At 69.2% G+C, this 16177-nt stretch carries 15 protein-coding genes, 2 tRNA genes and 1 pseudogene; 7 read left to right on the forward strand and 11 right to left on the reverse strand.

From position 1 onward, the window contains the following. Positions 1-81 precede the first annotated feature (81 nt). Together Bsp3421_RS17520 and Bsp3421_RS17525 are read left to right on the forward strand one after the other, a co-directional pair. A pseudogene (locus tag Bsp3421_RS17520) lies at positions 82-1266 on the forward strand (TCR/Tet family MFS transporter). A gap of 121 nt (positions 1267-1387) precedes the next feature. After that, the gene (locus tag Bsp3421_RS17525) at positions 1388-1894 is read left to right on the forward strand and encodes an acyl-CoA thioesterase (protein ID WP_274001951.1); all 507 of its coding nucleotides are present in this window, start codon (positions 1388-1390) and stop codon (positions 1892-1894) included. Positions 1895-1983: 89 nt separating this feature from the next. Here the strand turns inward: Bsp3421_RS17525 and fumC are convergent, their stop codons facing one another. From fumC to fdxA, 11 genes are all read right to left on the reverse strand, one after another. Next, positions 1984-3378 carry a class II fumarate hydratase gene (gene fumC, locus Bsp3421_RS17530; RefSeq protein ID WP_274001952.1) on the reverse strand — a complete coding sequence of 465 codons (1395 nt, stop codon included), beginning with the start codon at positions 3376-3378 and terminating at the stop codon, positions 1984-1986. Between the two features lie 194 nt (positions 3379-3572). Continuing rightward, complete coding sequence (locus tag Bsp3421_RS17535; RefSeq protein WP_274001953.1) at positions 3573-4955, reverse strand: MATE family efflux transporter; 1383 nt, start codon at positions 4953-4955, stop codon at positions 3573-3575. 125 nt (positions 4956-5080) lie between these two features. Beyond that, positions 5081-5299 carry an RNA-binding S4 domain-containing protein gene (locus tag Bsp3421_RS17540; protein ID WP_252983175.1) on the reverse strand — a complete coding sequence of 73 codons (219 nt, stop codon included), beginning with the start codon at positions 5297-5299 and terminating at the stop codon, positions 5081-5083. A gap of 112 nt (positions 5300-5411) precedes the next feature. Beyond that, positions 5412-6203, reverse strand: coding sequence for a DUF4088 family protein (locus Bsp3421_RS17545; RefSeq protein ID WP_274001955.1), 792 nt, complete (start codon positions 6201-6203; stop codon positions 5412-5414). Positions 6204-6434: 231 nt separating this feature from the next. Beyond that, on the reverse strand, positions 6435-6776 hold the full coding sequence (locus Bsp3421_RS17550) for an AzlD domain-containing protein (protein ID WP_274001957.1): 342 nt from the start codon (positions 6774-6776) through the stop codon (positions 6435-6437). Next, on the reverse strand, positions 6773-7522 hold the full coding sequence (locus Bsp3421_RS17555) for an AzlC family ABC transporter permease (RefSeq protein ID WP_274001959.1): 750 nt from the start codon (positions 7520-7522) through the stop codon (positions 6773-6775). Before Bsp3421_RS17555 ends, Bsp3421_RS17550 begins: the two co-directional genes overlap by 4 nt. A 72-nt stretch (positions 7523-7594) precedes the next feature. Further along, complete coding sequence (locus Bsp3421_RS17560; protein WP_274001960.1) at positions 7595-8422, reverse strand: AraC family transcriptional regulator; 828 nt, start codon at positions 8420-8422, stop codon at positions 7595-7597. Positions 8423-8441: 19 nt separating this feature from the next. After that, complete coding sequence (locus tag Bsp3421_RS17565) at positions 8442-8915, reverse strand: CreA family protein (protein WP_274001963.1); 474 nt, start codon at positions 8913-8915, stop codon at positions 8442-8444. A gap of 369 nt (positions 8916-9284) precedes the next feature. Beyond that, positions 9285-9360 (reverse strand) — tRNA-Asn (locus Bsp3421_RS17570). A gap of 69 nt (positions 9361-9429) precedes the next feature. Further along, positions 9430-9505 (reverse strand) — tRNA-Asn (locus Bsp3421_RS17575). 96 nt (positions 9506-9601) lie between these two features. Next, entirely contained in the window at positions 9602-9925 is a 324-nt protein-coding gene (gene fdxA, locus Bsp3421_RS17580; RefSeq protein ID WP_252983169.1) for a ferredoxin FdxA, read from the reverse strand. A 267-nt stretch (positions 9926-10192) separates the two neighbouring features. On the opposite strand from fdxA, the gene pncB reads away from it, so the two are divergent. The 5 genes from pncB to rmuC all read left to right on the forward strand — a co-directional run bounded on the left by pncB (position 10193) and on the right by rmuC (position 16172). Then, positions 10193-11395, forward strand: coding sequence for a nicotinate phosphoribosyltransferase (pncB, locus tag Bsp3421_RS17585; protein WP_274001966.1), 1203 nt, complete (start codon positions 10193-10195; stop codon positions 11393-11395). Between the two features lie 82 nt (positions 11396-11477). Next, a complete protein-coding gene (locus Bsp3421_RS17590) occupies positions 11478-12140 on the forward strand; it encodes a LutC/YkgG family protein (protein WP_274001967.1) in 663 nt (220 codons plus the stop codon). A 55-nt stretch (positions 12141-12195) separates the two neighbouring features. Next, positions 12196-13626, forward strand: coding sequence for a sodium:proton antiporter (locus Bsp3421_RS17595; protein WP_274001969.1), 1431 nt, complete (start codon positions 12196-12198; stop codon positions 13624-13626). Between the two features lie 75 nt (positions 13627-13701). Beyond that, positions 13702-14691: a 2-hydroxyacid dehydrogenase gene (locus tag Bsp3421_RS17600; protein WP_274001970.1), complete on the forward strand. Its 990-nt coding sequence runs from the start codon at positions 13702-13704 to the stop codon at positions 14689-14691. Continuing rightward, positions 14688-16172: a DNA recombination protein RmuC gene (rmuC, locus tag Bsp3421_RS17605; protein WP_274001972.1), complete on the forward strand. Its 1485-nt coding sequence runs from the start codon at positions 14688-14690 to the stop codon at positions 16170-16172. The genes Bsp3421_RS17600 and rmuC overlap by 4 nt, the downstream gene beginning before the upstream one ends. The last annotated feature ends 5 nt before the right edge of the window (positions 16173-16177 follow it).

The following is a 16177-nucleotide window of genomic DNA, read 5'->3' on the forward strand; positions in this document are numbered from 1 at the left end:
TGAATTTATCGGTGATAAATTATAGTGCCCAGAAAATTTATCATCGATAAATTAACCGACGATCAGCGGAGAGGACATGGCATGAAGCGCGCGGTGGTGGTGGCGGGCATGGTGGTGGGGCTCGATGCGCTCGGGATCGGCTGCGTGATGCCGGTGCTGCCCGGGCTGCTGCGCGAACTGGGCGCGGGCGGGGCGTCGCTCGCGTGGCACTACGGCGTGCTGATCGCGCTGTACGCTGCGTTGCAGGCTGTCTGCGCGCCTGTGCTCGGGCGGCTCGCGGATCGTCATGGCCGGCGGCCGGTGCTGCTGGCCTCGCTGGCGTGCGCCGCGCTCGACTATGCGGTCGCGGCGCGCGCGAGCGGACTCGCGATGGTTTACGCCGCGCGCGCGGTGGCGGGCGTCACGGGGGCGACCGGCGCGGTCGCGGGGGCGTGCGTCGCGGACGCCGCGCCGCCCGGCGAGCGGGCGCGTTACTTCGGGCTATTGGGCGGGTGCTACGGCGCGGGGTTGATCGCGGGGCCGGCGTTGGGTGGATTGCTGGGCAGCCAGGGCTTGCGGGCGCCGTTCGCGGCGGCCGCCTTGCTGAACGGCCTCGCCTGCGCGGCCGCGTGGCGCTGGCTGCCCGAGCACGCACGCGCTGCGCGATCCGCGGCGGCCGAGGCCGTGCCGGCCGAGGACGCGTCGGCGGAAGGCGAGGGCGCGTTGCGTGGCAACGGGTTCGGGCGCTGGCTCGGCGTGTATGTCGTGATGCAGTGGGTCGGGCAGATACCGACGACGCTGTGGGCGATCTTTTGTGCGCAGCGCTTCGGCTGGTCGCCGGGCATGGTCGGGCTGTCGCTCGCGGGATTCGGCTCGCTGCATGCCTAGGTCCAGGCGTGCGTCGCCGGGCCGCTGGCGGCGCGCTGGGGCGAGCGGCGCACGCTTGCGATCGGCATCGTGGTCGATGCGCTCGGCTATCTGCTGGTGGCGTTCGCGTCGAGCGGCGCGCAACTGATTCCCGGCATGCTGTGCCTCGCGCTGGGCGGCGTCGGCACGCCTGCGCTGCAGGGGCTGCTGAGCCGTCTCGCCGGGCCCGCGCGCCAGGGCGCGCTGCACGGGCGGCTCGCGAGCCTGAACGGCGTCACCGCGATGGGCGGGCCGCTCGCGTTCAGCGCGTTGTACGCGGCGAGCGGGGGATGGGACGGATGGAGCTGGCTGGCGGGGGCGTTGTTTTACCTGCTGTGCGTGCCGTTATGGCCGGGGCGGCGGCATGCCGGGCCGGGCTGAGGGGCGGCTGCGCCCTTCGGTTCGACGAATCAGGCCGCGCTTGCCGCGCGGCAACGTGTCGCAGTGCGCCGTATAATCGCGCCATCCCCGCAACACCGCTGAACCGCAGAACGGAGCCAAGATGCCCAGCATGCCCACCGCCGCCCTCGATCGTACCGAGACCGTCTTTCGTTTCCTGGCCGAGCCGACTTCCGTGAATTTCGGCGGCAAGGTGCACGGCGGCGCGTTGATGAAGTGGATCGACGAGACCGCCTATGCCTGCGCGGCCATCTGGTCGAGCCGTTATTGCGTGACCGTGAGCGTCGGCAATATCCGTTTCCAGCGGCCGATCCTGGTCGGCAACCTGGTCGAGCTGAAGGCGCGGGTCGTCGCGACCGGCCGCACCAGCATGCACATTCACGTCTCGGTGCATGCCGGCGATCCGAAGGGCGGCGTGCTGCGCCAGACCACGGACTGCCTCGTCGTGTTCGTCGCGGTCGACGAGAACGGCAACCCGCTGCCGGTGCCGCCGTTCGTGCCCGCCAACGACGAGCAGAAGCGCCTGGCGAAGTACGCGATGGATGTGCGCGCGGCGCTCGACAAGATCATCGAGCTGAAGCCGGAAGAGGTCGCGAAGGGCGACGTTTGATGGTCTGATCAATACGCCCGGGCGCGGCGGTTGCCGCGCCCGGGCGAAATCGAATGCGTCGCCCGGTTCGTCAGGGCGACGCGTCTGCCTCAGGCGTCGCCGACCATGTCGCCGGGCCGCACCCACTCGTCGAACTGCGCCTCGGTCACATAGCCGAGCGCGAGCGCCGCGGCCTTCAGCGTCGAGCCTTCCTTGTGCGCCTTCTTCGCGATCTGCGCGGCCTTGTCGTAGCCGATGTGCGGATTGAGCGCGGTCACGAGCATCAGCGACTCATTGAGCAGCGTGTCGATCCGCGCGCGGTTCGGCTCGATGCCGAGCGCGCAGTGGTCGTTGAAGCTGTGCGCGCCGTCCGCGAGCAGGCGCACCGACTGCAATACGTTGTGCGCGATCATCGGCCGGAACACGTTCAGCTCGAAATTGCCGCTCGCGCCGCCGAAGTTCACCGCGACGTCGTTGCCGAACACCTGGCAGCACAGCATCGTCACGGCCTCGGACTGGGTCGGATTGACCTTGCCCGGCATGATCGAGCTGCCCGGCTCGTTCTCCGGAATCGACAGCTCGCCGAGCCCGCAGCGCGGCCCGCTCGCGAGCCAGCGCACGTCGTTGGCGATCTTCATCAGGCTCGCGGCGATCGTCTTCAGCGCGCCGTGCGCGAACACCAGCGCATCGGCCGCGGCCATCACCTCGAACTTGTTCGGCGCGGTCACGAAGGGCAGGTGGGTGAGCGTCGCGATCTCGGCCGCGAAGGCCGCCGCGAACTTCGGATGCGCATTGAGGCCGGTGCCGACCGCCGTGCCGCCTTGCGCGAGCTGGTACAGATGCGGCAGCGTCGCTTCGACGTGACGGATGCCCTGTTCGAGCTGCGCGACATAGCCCGAGAACTCCTGGCCGAGCGTGAGCGGCGTCGCGTCCTGCAGATGCGTGCGCCCGATCTTCACGATGCCGGCAAAGGCGCGCGCCTTCGCGTCGAGCGTCGTGCGCAGCGCGGCCAGCGCGGGCAGCAGGTGCTGCGTGATCGCGCGCGCCGCCGCGATGTGCATCGCGGTCGGGAACACGTCGTTCGACGACTGCCCGCGATTCACGTCATCGTTCGGATGCACCTTGCGCGCCTCGCCGCGCACGCCGCCGAGCAGTTCGCTCGCGCGGTTCGCGATCACTTCGTTCAGGTTCATGTTGGTCTGCGTGCCGGAGCCCGTTTGCCAGACCGCGAGCGGGAATTCGTCGGGATGGCGGCCGGCGATGATCTCGTCGGCCGCGGCCACGATCGCGTGTGCCTTGTCCTCGGCGAGAACGCCCAGTTCGAGATTGACCGTGGCCGCCGCGCGCTTGATCAGCGCGAGCGCGTGGATCAGCTCGGGCGATTGCTTCTCGGTCGAGATCTTGAAGTTCTGCAAGGACCGCTGCGTCTGCGCGCCCCATAGCCGGGCGTCGGGCACGGCGATCTCGCCGAAGGTGTCGCGTTCCATCCGTACTGCTTCGCTCATGATTCACTCCATCAGAATGAAAGAAGGAAGGCCGCGCGGCGCGCGGCGGGAAATGTAAGGGGAACGGGCGCCGCTTCTGCGGTGGCGTCCTGAGACAGCTAGCATAGCGCCGCGCGCGATTTCGCGTCGCGGCGCGGCATCAGTGCGGCATCAGTGCGGCATCAGTGCGGCATCAGTGCGGCATCAGTGCGGCATCAGTGCGGCATCAGCGATGCGCTCTTGCGGTGGAAGCGCCAGGTCATCAGCACCGCGACGCTGGCGAGCCCGGCGGCCAGGCCCCACCACAGGCCGCGCACGCCGAGGCCGGCATGGAACGCGAACCAGTAGGCGGTCGGAAAGCCGATGCCCCAGTAGCCGAGGGTCGCGGCGAGCATCGGCACGCGGGTGTCCTTGAGCCCGCGCAGGCAGCCGGAGCCGACCGTCTGCATGCCGTCGACGATCTGGAACACCGCGGCGATGCCGAGCAGCGACATCGCGAGCGTGACCGTGTGCGCGTTGGCGGGATCGTCGAGCCTCAGGTAGAGGCCGACGATCGCGTGGGGCGCGAAGATCAGCACGAGGCCCGACAGCGACATGAACGCCACCCCGAGCGCGAGCGCGACGAAGCCCGCGTGGCGGGCCGCGAGGGGTTGCCCCGCGCCGACCCAGTAGCCGACCCGCACGTTGGCGGCCTGGCCGATGGAGAGCGGCACCATGAACGCGACCGACGCGACGTTGAGCGCGATCTGATGGGCGGCCAGCGACGATTCGCCGAGCACGCCGACCGTGAGGCCCGTCGCGAGAAACAGCGTGGATTCCACGCCGTAGGTGATGGCGACCGGCCAGCCGATGCCGACCAGCTCGCCCATCAGCGGCAGCTTCGGCCGCGAGCGGGCGACGAAGTGGCGGAATGCGGGGCGGCCGTGCAGCAGCACGAGCAGCGTGGTGGCGCTGATCCAGATGGTGATCGCGGTGGCGGTCGCGGAGCCGAGGAAGCCGAGACGGGGCAGGCCGAACGCGCCGTGGATCAGCCCGTAGTTGAGCACTGCATTGATGCCGACGCACACGACGGACACCCACAGCAGGCGCCGCGCGGCACCGATCGCGGGCAGGAACGAGCGCATCAGCCCGACGCCGATCAGGCTGCCGGGCGCGGCGAAGCGCAGCACGCCCGCGTATTCGCCGACGTTGCGCGCGAGCAGCGGCGGCTCGTGGAACATCAGCAGGATCGGTTCCGCGAACGACAGCAGCAGGAAGGCCGGCACCGTGAGCAGCATGGCGAGCGCGAAGCCGGTCCAGTAGATGTGCGGCACCTCGTGGTCGGCCTTCGCGCCGCGCGCGTGCGCGACGCTCACGCTGATCGAGGTCAGCACGCCCTGCATCAGCGTGACCACCACGAAGAACAGATTGGCGCCGAGGCCGCCCGCGGCAAGCGAATCGGGGCCGAGCGAGCCGAGCAGCACGGTGTCGGTGACGCTCATCGCCATCTGCGACAGTTGGGCGATGGCGAGCGGCGCGGCGAGGCGCGCGGTGTCGGAGGCGTGACGAGTGAGCGACGGCGGCGCGGCGGCCGTCCGCGAGAAAGCAGGAGGCGACATGGAATGAGCGCGCGCGCGGATACTTGCCCGCACGCTTGTTTATTTTTGAGAGACAGTCAGCTTACGGGTTTCGTCCGACGCTGTCGATCAGGTGCGCCGAAGGCCATGTCGCCGACAGGGGCTCGCTAGCCCGCGTGCACCGCGATCCGCGTGTCGCCGAGCAGCACCACCTGGCCGTCGCGGATCTTGCAGGTCTTGCGCAGCTCGACCGCGCCGTCGACCTTCACCGCGCCCGACGCGACGAGCACTTTCGCCGAGCCGCCGCTGTCGGCGAGCCCGGTGATCTTGAGCAGGTTGTGCAGTTCGACGAAGTCGCCGGTCAGGGTGAAATCCAGGTTGGGCATGGCGGAACGGGCGCGGCGCGCCGGGAGAATGGCTCCGCATGATAAGCCAGCGCGCGCCGCGCCGGGGATAAAGCGCGCGCGCGGCGGAGGGCCGGATCCCGGGGCCGCGCGTTTACGGGCGCCGCTGTTGCTGCTGTTGTTGCTGCGCCTGGCCCGCGTTCGGCCGCACCGGGGTCGCGACCATGAAGACGCTGCGCAGCCATGCGGCGGCGCGCGAGAAGATGTCGTAAGGCTCGTCGATGAAGATCTCGGGTTTCAGGAGCCGCAGGTATTCCATGATCTGCTGCGCTTCCTGCTTCTGGAACGAGCCGTGCGCGAGCCCGAGCCGCAGCAGGCCGCGCAGTTCGCCGAGCTTTTCGCGCGCGGCGCTGCCGACGTTCATCTCGCAGGCGAGCTTCGCCTCGTAGACGCGCTGCCGCAGCGATTCCGCCAGCCGCCACGCGGGCGTCTGCATGCGCTCCTCGAGGGTCTGGATGTCGATCGCGGCCGCCTTGATCTGCGCGGCGAGCGGATCGACGAGCGTGTCTTCGCCCTGCGCCTCGGAGACGATCGCGGCGGCCCAGTCGCGGCACGCCTTCGCCAGCTCGTCGGGGGTCCACTCGGAGCGCGACGCGAACCCGAAGCCGAATTCGCCGGCCTGCCGCATCAGGATCGCGACGACATCGGGGAATTCCTTGTCGAGCGTGCGTTTCGCCCACGCGTACTGGCCGCCTTGCAGCATGCGCTGCACCGCGTGCTCGGTCAGCGGCACCATGTTGTCGAGCAGCTTCGCGCGCAGGAAGTCCTCGAACGACGGGGTGGCGAATTGCGGGTCGAGCTTGAGCGACACGCGCAGGAACGCTTCGAAGTCCTTGCGCAGGGAGTCGACGGTGTCGTCCTTGATGGATAGGGTGATCTGGCCCATGGTTCTCGATGCTCGATGCCGGCCGGCTGGGTGGCGCGCTGACGTCAGTGGGGCGAAGCCGCGCTGGCTGTTCGGGCCGGACAGCCGGCGCTTGCCGGAAGGTCTCGCCGCCCGCCCGCCGACGTCGACAGGTCGACCCCGCGCGACCGATGGCGGGGCCTCACCCGCTTAACGGCGGCGCAGCCGGAAACTTGAGGCCCCGGCCGGGCCCTTGAGGTCCGAGCACCGGAATCAGGCCGGCGGCCAGGCGTTCGGCAGCACGATGCCTTGCCAGAGGAAGAACGCCGCGAGGCTGACCGTGATCGTCAGCAGCGGGCGGCGGGTCGCGGCCGACACGGCGATGGCGACGAGCCCGCCGACGAGCTGCGGGTTGCGCCAGGTGAATTCGGGCGCGCCGCCGTGCGGCGCGATCATCATCGGCGCGACGATCGCGGTGAGCACGGTGACCGGCACGAAGCCAAGCGCGGTGCGCAGGGGCGGCGGAAAGCGCAGCCGCTCACCGCACAGGAACAGCGTCGCGCGGATCGCATAAGTGACGAGCGCCATGCCGACGATCAGCAGCAGCAGGCTCATGACGCGGCCTCGGTCGGCTCGGGCGCGCCCGAGCCCCGGCGCGACAGCGCGACGCCGACCGCGACGCCGGCCGCCACGGCGGCGAGCAGGCCGAGCTTGTACGGCCAGCCCAGCCAGCAGCAGGCGAGGACGCCCGCCGTGAGCGCGGCGGCGAGCTGGCGCGGGGCGGCGAGCTGCGGCACGACGATCGCGATGAAGGTTGCCGCCATCGCGAAATCGAGTCCGAGCGTGCGCAGGCCGGGAAAGGTCGCGCCGAACAGCAGGCCGGCGGCGGTCCAGACCTGCCAGTTCAGATACATCGCGAGGCTGGAGCCGAAGAAGTAATGCGGACCGAGCGTGCCGGGGGCGGCCTGGCGGTAGTGCGCCTGGGCGACCGCGAACGCCTCGTCGGTCAGGAGCGCGCCGAGCGTCGCGCGCCAGCGCAGCGGCAGGTGGGCGACATGGGGCGCGAGCGTCGCGCTGTAGAGCAGGTGGCGCAGGTTGACGATGAAGGTGGTTGCGAGCACCACCGCGAAGCCCGCGCCGCCGGCGACGAGGCCGAGCGCGATGAACTGCGCGGAGCCGGCGTACACGACGAGCGACATCAGTTCGCCGTGCCACCACGTGAGCGGCCCGGTCGACACGAGCGTGCCGAAGATCACCCCGAACGGAGCGGCGCCGACGAGCATCGGCAGGGTGGCGCGCACGCCGGCGGCGAATTCGGCGCGCGGGCGGCGCGGCGGGGAAACGGAAAGGAACGGGTTCAACGGCTGGTGCCTCCAGGATCCCGTCAGCTTAGCGGCGCGGCGGCGCGCGGGCTTGTACGTTCTTGCCGCGGCTCAGGTCTGGCGCCAGCGGCCGGGCGGCACGCCGAACATGCGCCTGAAATGACGCGTGAAGTGGCTCTGGTCGGTGAAGCCGTTCGCGGCGGCGACGTCGGCGACCGCCACGCCCGCGCGCAGCGGCGCGAGCGCGCGCTGCAGGCGCAACTGGTTGCGCCAGGCGTGGGGCGGCATGCCGGTCTCGCGCACGAACAGCCGGGCCGCGTGAAACGGCGACAGGCCGGCCGCGCGGGCGACTTCCGCGAGCGTGACCGGATCGGCGAGGTCGGCGGCGAGCCGTTCGCGCATCGCGTCGACGCGCGGCTCGGCGTGCGCGAGCGCCTGGGGGCGGGCATGGGTGCCGGAATGGCGGACGATCAAGGTCGAGAACGCGTCGAGCATCGCCGTCTCGGCCGCGAGCGGATCGTCGCCGGCTTCGAGCGCCTGGTAGGCATGCAGGAGGCGTTGCGCGAGATCGAGGTCGCGGATCACGTCGGGGCGGAACCACGGCGCATCCTGCGGCGTGCCCGCGAGGGTCCGCGCGAGATCGTGGATGAAGTCGACCGGCACGTAGCCGACGCGGTAGCGCCAGCCGTCGTCGTGCGCGCGCGAGCCGGTGTGGACTTCACCCGGATTGATCACGGGCACGGTGCCGGGCACGGCGACGTGCGTGGCGCCGCGGCAGGTGTAGCGCTCGGCGCCCGCCTCGATGACCGGGATCGTGTAGGCGTCGTGCCAGTGCAGCGCGAACGCCTGGTCGCGGTAGCGCGCCGTGACGAGATCCGCGTCGGGCAACAGCGGCGTGCGCCAGTAGCGCGCGGAGTCGCGGGAGCGGGGCGGGACCATGGCCGGTGCGGTGGCGCGCCTACTTGAGCGGAATCGGCGTGCCTTCGGGCACGGGCACCGCGGTCACGCTGTTCTTCGGGCTGCCGCTCGCGATGCGGTCGCTGTAGGTCAGGTAGATGAGCGTGTTGCGCTTGCGGTCGACCACCCGCACCACGTGCAGGGTCTTGAAGATGAACGACATGCGCTCGCTGAACACGTCGGTCTGCTGCTTGAGCGGCTCGGTGAAGCGGATCGGGCCGACCTGACGGCAGGCGATCGACGCCTCGCTCGGATCCTCGGCGATCCCGAGGCTGCCCTTGATGCCGCCCGTGCGGGCGCGCGACACGTAGCAGGTCACGCCGTTGACGAGCGGATCGTCGTAGGCCTCGACCACGACGCGATCGGAGCCGGTCAGGCGGAAATTGGTGTTGACGCTGCCGACTTCCTCGGCGTGGGCGGCGGTAAGCGGCAGGAGGGCGGCGCAAAGCGCCAGGGCGGGGCGACGGATGTTCATGGGCTGCGGGCGTGACGGTTGCGGAGGGAGCACGACTCTAGCATGCCGCCGCGCGCGGGGTGGGTGCGCCAAAAGACCGAAGGGCGGGTGGGCGGGGCGGCCTGCTGCGCGCCTGCGATCCGGGGAAAAGAAAAGTTTCGGGCGCCCGGCATCCTTCGATGTCTCGATGCCCCGCCCCGGGTTTGAATCGCGTGGTTTCCCGCCCGATTTCGCATTGGCGTGGAACGTACGGAATGCCGCGCGCTATTTAGGCGCGGGTCATGGGCTTTGCAGCCAAGGATGGGGTCAGCGGCCGGCGGGCGCGATGCCGCGCGAGCGGCCTACAAAGCACAACGCCCCAGGCTTTTCAGCCTGGGGCGTTGATATGTTTGGCTCCCCGACCTGGGCTCGAACCAGGGACCTACGGATTAACAGTCCGGCGCTCTACCGACTGAGCTATCGGGGAATAAAACGGGTGCTGCGTGTCTGTTCGCTGCCATGAAAAAGCCCGTCAGCAACGGGCCTTTGCATTTCTTGGCTCCCCGACCTGGGCTCGAACCAGGGACCTACGGATTAACAGTCCGGCGCTCTACCGACTGAGCTATCGGGGAACAAACAGCAGAGAAACGAGATTCTATGGTGCGTTGGTCAGTCTGTCAACAGTTTTGGCGGCAATGCAGCAAAAAAGCGCGCGCCGCCGTGCGGGCTCAACGCTCGAGCAGGTGCAGCTTGTCCTGGACGTCCTTCCACTCGTCGGCATCGGCCGGCGCGGGCTTGGTCTTGGTGATCGACGGCCATGCCTTCGCCAGTTCAGCGTTCAGCGGAGTGAACTGCTGCTGGTCGCCCGGCACGTCTTCTTCCGCGTAGATCGCGTTGGTCGGGCACTCGGCGACGCAAACCGCGCAATCGATACACTCGTCCGGGTCGATCGCGAGGAAGTTGGGGCCTTCACGGAAGCAATCCACCGGGCATACATCGACGCAATCCGTGTATTTGCACTTGATGCAGCCTTCGGTCACTACGTGAGTCATTCAAATTGCTCCTGCTTGGCGATGTGTATATGGGGTATGGGCGTGGCGCCAAAAGCGGCATTGTAACTGAAGCGCAAAACCCGCATGCAGCGCGCGGATTCCCGGCTTATACCGTTTCGTGATTAGTTTATGGCGGCGCAAACGCCCCGGCGTCCGCCCTCGCGGATGGTCCGGCCCGTATTCGGGTAACATGGTCGCCACGGAGCGGGCGGCGCGCAGGGGCGCGCGGATCTCCGGGCTCCGTCTCGATTTTGGTTGTCCTGAATCATGATCATCACTTCGCTGCTCGATACCGATCTGTACAAGTTCACGATGATGCAGGTCGTCCTGCATCATTTCCCGGCCGCGAACGTCGAATATCGTTTCAAGTGCCGCACGCCCGGCGTCGACCTCGTGCCCTATATCGACGAGATCCGCGCGGAGGTGAAGTCGCTCTGCGAGCTGCGCTTCACCGACCCGGAACTCGACTATCTGCGCCGCCTGCGCTTCATCAAGAGCGACTTCGTCGATTTCCTCGCGCTGTTCCACCTGAGCGAGAAATACATTTCGGTGCTGCCGTCGGCGAAGGGCGACGGCGAGATCGAGATCGAGATCAAGGGGCCGTGGCTGCATACGATCCTGTTCGAGATCCCGGTGCTCGCGATCGTCAACGAGGTGTACTTCCGCAATACGCAGCGCGAACCCGATTATCGCGAGGGCCGCGAGCGGCTGCGCGAGAAGATCCAGCTGCTCGGCGGCCAGCCCGGCTTCGCCGATTGCAAGATCGCCGACTACGGTACGCGCCGGCGCTTCTCGAAGGACTGGCACGAGGAGGTCGCGCTCACGCTGCGCGACGGGCTCGGGCCGCAGTTCGCCGGCACGAGCAATGTCTACTACGCGATGAAGCACGGGCTCACGCCGCTCGGCACGATGGCGCACGAGTACCTGCAGGCCTGCCAGGCGCTCGGCCCGCGGCTGCGCGATTCGCAGATCTTCGGCTTCGAGATGTGGGCGAAGGAGTATCGCGGCGATCTCGGCATCGCGTTGTCGGATGTCTACGGCATGCAGGCGTTCCTGCGCGACTTCGACATGTACTTCTGCAAGCTGTTCGACGGCGCGCGCCACGACTCGGGCGATCCGTTCGACTGGGGCGAGCGCCTCATCAAGCACTACGAGGACAACCGCTGCGACCCGCGCACCAAGGTGCTGGTGTTCTCCGACGCGCTCGACATCCCGAAGGTGATGCAGCTCTACGAGCGGTTCCGCGGGCGCTGCAAGCTCGCGTTCGGGGTCGGCACGAACCTGACCAACGATCTCGGCTACGTGCCGCTGCAGATCGTGCTCAAGATGGTGCGCTGCAATGGCCAGCCGGTCGCGAAGCTGTCCGATTCGCCGGGCAAGAGCATGTGCGACGACAAGGCGTATCTCGCCTATCTGCGGCAGGTGTTCGGGATCGCGCCGCCGGCCGACGACGACGGCGCCGGCAAGTAAGGCGGCGCCCGGGGGCGGGCGCGGCGCGATGCGGCCGGTATAATCGCAGGGCTACCGACCGCCACCGTCACAAGGACCGCTCATGGACACTTCGGCTGCCCGCCGCAACATCCTGGCGCGCATTCGCGCGGCATCGGGCCGTTCGGCCGAAGCCGACGCGACGGAGCGCGAGCGCGTCGCCGATTATCTCGCGCGTCATCCCGAGGGGCCGCGTCCGCCCGTGCCGGCCGACCTGGCCGGCCAGTTCATCGAGGAAGCCCGCCGCTTCGAAACCACCGTCGACACGGTCGCATCCCCGGCCGATGCGCCCGCGGCCGCCGCCCGCTATTTGAGCGGGCTCGGCCTGCCCGTCGAGGCGATCGCCTGGCGTACGCTCGAGGGGCTCGACTGGCGCGGCGCGGGGCTGTCCGTCGCGTTTCGCCAGCCGGAGGACGCCGACCGGGTCGGCATCACCGGGTGTTTTTGCGCGATCGCGGAAACCGGGTCGCTGGTTCTGCTGTCTAGTCCGGAGACCTATGCGTCGGCCGGGCTGCTGCCGGAGACCCATATCGCGATCGTGCCGGCGTCGCGCATCGTGGCCGGCCACGAGGAAGCGTTCGCGCTGATCCGCGCGGAACGCGGCGAATTGCCGCGTGCCGTGAACATCGTGTCGGGGCCGTCGCGTACCGGCGACATCGAGCAGACCATCGTGCTCGGCGCGCATGGGCCGTATCGCGTACACGCGATCGTCGTCACCGGCGCGTGACGGCGATGGCGCCCGCTGCGCCCGCAATCCATCCGTACTTCAAGAGGTAGTGAACATGAAACGACATGCCGCCTGGGCGGGCATGGCGCTGGGAGGGGCACTCTGTGCGTTTCCCGCGCCTGCATCGGCCGCGACTCTCGACGGCGCCACGCTTTCCGCGTTGTGGGGCATCCCGTTCGCCGGGATCCTGTTGTCGATCGCGGTATTCCCGCTGATCGCGCCGGTCTTCTGGCATCACCATTTCGGCAAGATCGCCGCGCTGTGGGCGCTGCTGTTCCTCGCGCCGTTCGCCGCGGCGTTCGGCGTCGGCACCGCGTTCGGCACGCTCGTGCATGCGCTGCTCGAGGAATACATCCCGTTCATCGTGCTGCTGACCACGCTATATACGGTCGCGGGCGGCATCTGCGTGCACGGCAACCTGCACGGCACGCCCAAGCTCAATACCGGGATCCTCGCGCTCGGCACGGTGCTCGCGAGCATCATGGGCACCACCGGCGCGGCGATGCTGCTGATCCGGCCGCTCCTGCGCGCGAACGACAACCGCAAACACGTCGTGCACGTGGTCGTGTTCTTCATCTTCCTCGTCGCGAACGCGGGCGGCTCGCTGTCGCCGCTCGGCGATCCGCCGCTGTTCCTCGGCTTCCTGAACGGCGTGAGCTTCTTCTGGACCACCACGCATCTGGCGCTGCCGATGCTGTTCATCTGCGGGATCCTGCTCGCGCTGTTCTTCGCGCTCGACACCTACTACTACCGCAAGGGCGGCGAAGAGGCCAAGCCGTTCCTCGACCCGACGCCCGACAGCCACGGCATCTCGATCGACGGCAAGGTCAACTTCCTGCTGCTCGGCGCGGTGGTCGTGCTCGTGCTGATGAGCGGGCTGTGGAAGCCCGGCATCACGTTCGACGTGTTCGGCACGCACGTCGCGCTGCAGAATCTCGTGCGCGACGTGGCGCTGATCGTCGTCGCGCTCGTGTCGCTCGCGATCACGCCGCGTTCGGCGCGCGAAGGCAACGCGTTCAACTGGGCGCCGATCGAGGAGGTCGCGAAGCTGTTCGCGGGGATCTTCGTGACGATCGCGCCGGTGATCGTGATCCTGCGCGCGGGGCAGGACGGCGCGTTCGCGCAGATCGTCCACCTCGTGACCGGGCCGGACGGCAAGCCGGTCGACGCGATGTATTTCTGGGCCACGGGCCTGCTCTCGTCGTTCCTCGATAACGCGCCGACCTACCTGGTGTTCTTCAATCTCGCGGGCGGCGACGCGCAATCGCTGATGACGACGGGCGCGAGCACGCTCGCGGCGATCTCGGCGGGCGCGGTGTTCATGGGCGCGAACAGCTACATCGGCAATGCGCCGAACTTCATGGTGAAGGCGATCGCGGAATCGCGCGGCGTGCGGATGCCGAGCTTTTTCGCGTATCTCGGCTGGGCGGTCCTGATCCTGGTGCCGGTGTTCCTGCTGGCGACGTGGATCTTCTTCGCCGCGTAAGCGTGCGATGGTCGTGACGGAACGGCACACGGCGCGAGGCGCGGCGTGTGCCGTCCGTCGTATACGGAGGGGGCAATGCAGAAAGTATTGGTGGCGCGTCCGATCTTTCCGGACGTGATCGAACGGCTCAAGCAGTATTTCGAGGTCGACTGGCACGACGGCGACGCGCTCGCGCCCGACGCGCTCGCGCGGCGCCTCGCGGACAAGGACGGCGCGCTGACGGCGGGCGATCCGATCGATGCGGCCGTGCTCGCGGCGGCGCCGCGGCTGCGCGTGGTCGCGAACATGGCGGTCGGCTACAACAACTTCGACATGGCCGCGTTCGACGCCGCGCACGTGCTCGGCACCAATACGCCCGACGTGCTCAACGAATCCACCGCCGATTTCGGCTGGGCGCTGATGATGGCGGCCGCCCGCCGGATCGCCGAGTCCGAGCACTGGCTGCGCGCCGGCCACTGGCGCAAGTGGGCGTACGACGGTTTCCTGGGGACGGACGTGTACGGCTCGACGCTGGGCGTGATCGGCATGGGCCGGATCGGGCAGGCGCTCGCGCGCCGCGCGCGCGGCTTCGGCATGCGGGTCGTCTATCACAACCGCTCGCGGGTCGCGCCCGAGATCGAGGCCGAACTGAACGCCGAGTATGCGACGAAGGAGGCGCTGCTCGCGTGCGCCGACCACGTGGTGCTGGTGCTGCCGTACACGGGCGCGAGCCATCACACGATCGGCGCGGCCGAGCTGGCGCTGATGAAGCCCACCGCGACGCTGACCAATATCGCGCGCGGCGGCATCGTCGACGACGCCGCGCTCGCCGTCGCGCTGCGCGAGCGGCGCATCGCGGCGGCCGCGCTCGACGTCTACGAGGGCGAGCCGAGCGTGAATCCGGCGCTGCTCGAGGTGCCGAACGTCGTGCTCACGCCGCACATCGCGAGCGCGACGGCGGCCACGCGGCGCGCGATGGCGAATCTCGCGGCCGACAACCTGATCGCCGCGCTGGGCGAGGGGCCGCGCGCCGGGCAGCCGCCGAACCCGATCAACCCGGGCGTGCTCGGAAAGGCGCGCCGATGACCTCCTGGCTGCTGATCGCCGTGGTGGCGCTCGCGGCGGCGCTGCTTGTCGCGCTGATCGTGCTCGGCGTGCTGGTGCGCGGCGGAGGGCGCGACGACGCGATCGCGCAGCTCGGCGAGCATCTGGACGACGCGATCGATGCACAGGCGCATGCGGTCGAACGTCTCGAACGCGAGCTGCGCGGCGAGATCGCGGGCAGCGCGCGCGGCGCGCGCACCGAGTTGAGCGGCAACTTCGCGCAGCTGCAGCAGATGCTGGCCGCGCAGTTGACGAGCGTCGCGACCGTGCAGAATCACCAGATCGACGGCTTCGGCCAGCAGCTGGCGAAGCTGGTCGAGGCGAACACGCAGCAGTTCGACGCGATGCGCGGCGCGCTGCAGCAGCAGTCGCAGCTGGCGCGCGACGAACAGGGCGCCGCGCTGCGCCATCTCGGGGCGGTGCTGAACCAGCAGCTGGCGCAGCTGACCGAGGCGAACGACCGCCGCATCGGCGAGGTCCGCGCGACGCTCGAACAGCGGCTCAAGGAGATCGAGGCGAACAACGCGACGAAGCTCGAGGAGATGCGGCGCACGGTCGACGAGAAGCTGCACGCGACGCTCGAACAGCGTCTCGGCGAATCGTTCAAGCTGGTGTCGGACCGGCTCGAACAGGTGCATCGCGGTCTCGGCGAGATGCAGACGCTGGCGGCGGGCGTCGGCGACCTGAAGAAGGTGCTGACCAATGTGAAGACGCGCGGCACCTGGGGCGAGGTGCAGCTCGAGGCGCTGCTCGAACAGATGCTGACGGCGGACCAGTATGCGAAGAACGTCGCGACGGTGCCGGGCAGCAGCGAGCGGGTGGAGTTCGCGATCCGCCTGCCGGGCCGTCACGACGCGCGCGACCGCGATGCGCGGCCGGTGTGGCTGCCGATCGACGCGAAATTCCCGCGCGAGGACTACGAGCGCCTGCTCGACGCGCAGGAACGCGCCGACGCGGCGGCGGTCGAGGAGGCCGGGCGCGCGCTCGAGGCGCGGATCCGCGCGGAGGCGCGCACGATCGCCGAGAAGTACGTGGCGCCGCCGTACACGACCGATTTCGCGCTGCTGTTCCTGCCCACCGAGGGCCTGTATGCGGAGATCCTGCGCCGGCCCGGGCTCACCGACCTGCTGCAGCGCGACTGCCGGATCACGATCGCCGGCCCGACCACGCTGACCGCGCTGCTGAACAGCCTGCAGATGGGGTTCCGCACGCTTGCGATCGAACAGCGCTCGAGCGAGGTCTGGCAGGTGCTGGGCGCGGTGAAGACCGAATTCGGCAAGTTCGGCGACGTGCTCGCGAAGACCAAGGCCCAGCTCGAAACGGTCACGCGCTCGATCGAGTCGGCCGAGCAGCGCACGCGCGTGATGAGCCGCCGGTTGAAGCAGGTCGAGGCCTTGCCGGGCGACGAGGCGGCCGGGCTGTTGGGCGGCGCGGGGACGGAGCCGGAGCCGGACGACGCGTGACGCGC

The organism is Burkholderia sp. FERM BP-3421 (genome assembly GCF_028657905.1).
GTDB lineage: Bacteria > Pseudomonadota > Gammaproteobacteria > Burkholderiales > Burkholderiaceae > Burkholderia.

Excerpts from the sequence above, each read along its gene's own strand:
- Bsp3421_RS17525 (WP_274001951.1), top strand. The coding sequence starts at position 1,388 with ATGCCCAGCATGCCCACCGCCGCCCTCGATCGTACCGAGACCGTCTTT.
- fumC (WP_274001952.1), bottom strand. The coding sequence starts at position 3,378 with ATGAGCGAAGCAGTACGGATGGAACGCGACACCTTCGGCGAGATCGCC.
- Bsp3421_RS17535 (WP_274001953.1), bottom strand. The coding sequence starts at position 4,955 with ATGTCGCCTCCTGCTTTCTCGCGGACGGCCGCCGCGCCGCCGTCGCTC.
- Bsp3421_RS17540 (WP_252983175.1), bottom strand. The coding sequence starts at position 5,299 with ATGCCCAACCTGGATTTCACCCTGACCGGCGACTTCGTCGAACTGCAC.
- Bsp3421_RS17545 (WP_274001955.1), bottom strand. The coding sequence starts at position 6,203 with ATGGGCCAGATCACCCTATCCATCAAGGACGACACCGTCGACTCCCTG.
- Bsp3421_RS17550 (WP_274001957.1), bottom strand. The coding sequence starts at position 6,776 with ATGAGCCTGCTGCTGCTGATCGTCGGCATGGCGCTCGTCACTTATGCG.
- Bsp3421_RS17560 (WP_274001960.1), bottom strand. The coding sequence starts at position 8,422 with ATGGTCCCGCCCCGCTCCCGCGACTCCGCGCGCTACTGGCGCACGCCG.
- Bsp3421_RS17565 (WP_274001963.1), bottom strand. The coding sequence starts at position 8,915 with ATGAACATCCGTCGCCCCGCCCTGGCGCTTTGCGCCGCCCTCCTGCCG.
- fdxA (WP_252983169.1), bottom strand. The coding sequence starts at position 9,925 with ATGACTCACGTAGTGACCGAAGGCTGCATCAAGTGCAAATACACGGAT.
- pncB (WP_274001966.1), top strand. The coding sequence starts at position 10,193 with ATGATCATCACTTCGCTGCTCGATACCGATCTGTACAAGTTCACGATG.
- Bsp3421_RS17590 (WP_274001967.1), top strand. The coding sequence starts at position 11,478 with ATGGACACTTCGGCTGCCCGCCGCAACATCCTGGCGCGCATTCGCGCG.
- Bsp3421_RS17595 (WP_274001969.1), top strand. The coding sequence starts at position 12,196 with ATGAAACGACATGCCGCCTGGGCGGGCATGGCGCTGGGAGGGGCACTC.
- Bsp3421_RS17600 (WP_274001970.1), top strand. The coding sequence starts at position 13,702 with ATGCAGAAAGTATTGGTGGCGCGTCCGATCTTTCCGGACGTGATCGAA.
- rmuC (WP_274001972.1), top strand. The coding sequence starts at position 14,688 with ATGACCTCCTGGCTGCTGATCGCCGTGGTGGCGCTCGCGGCGGCGCTG.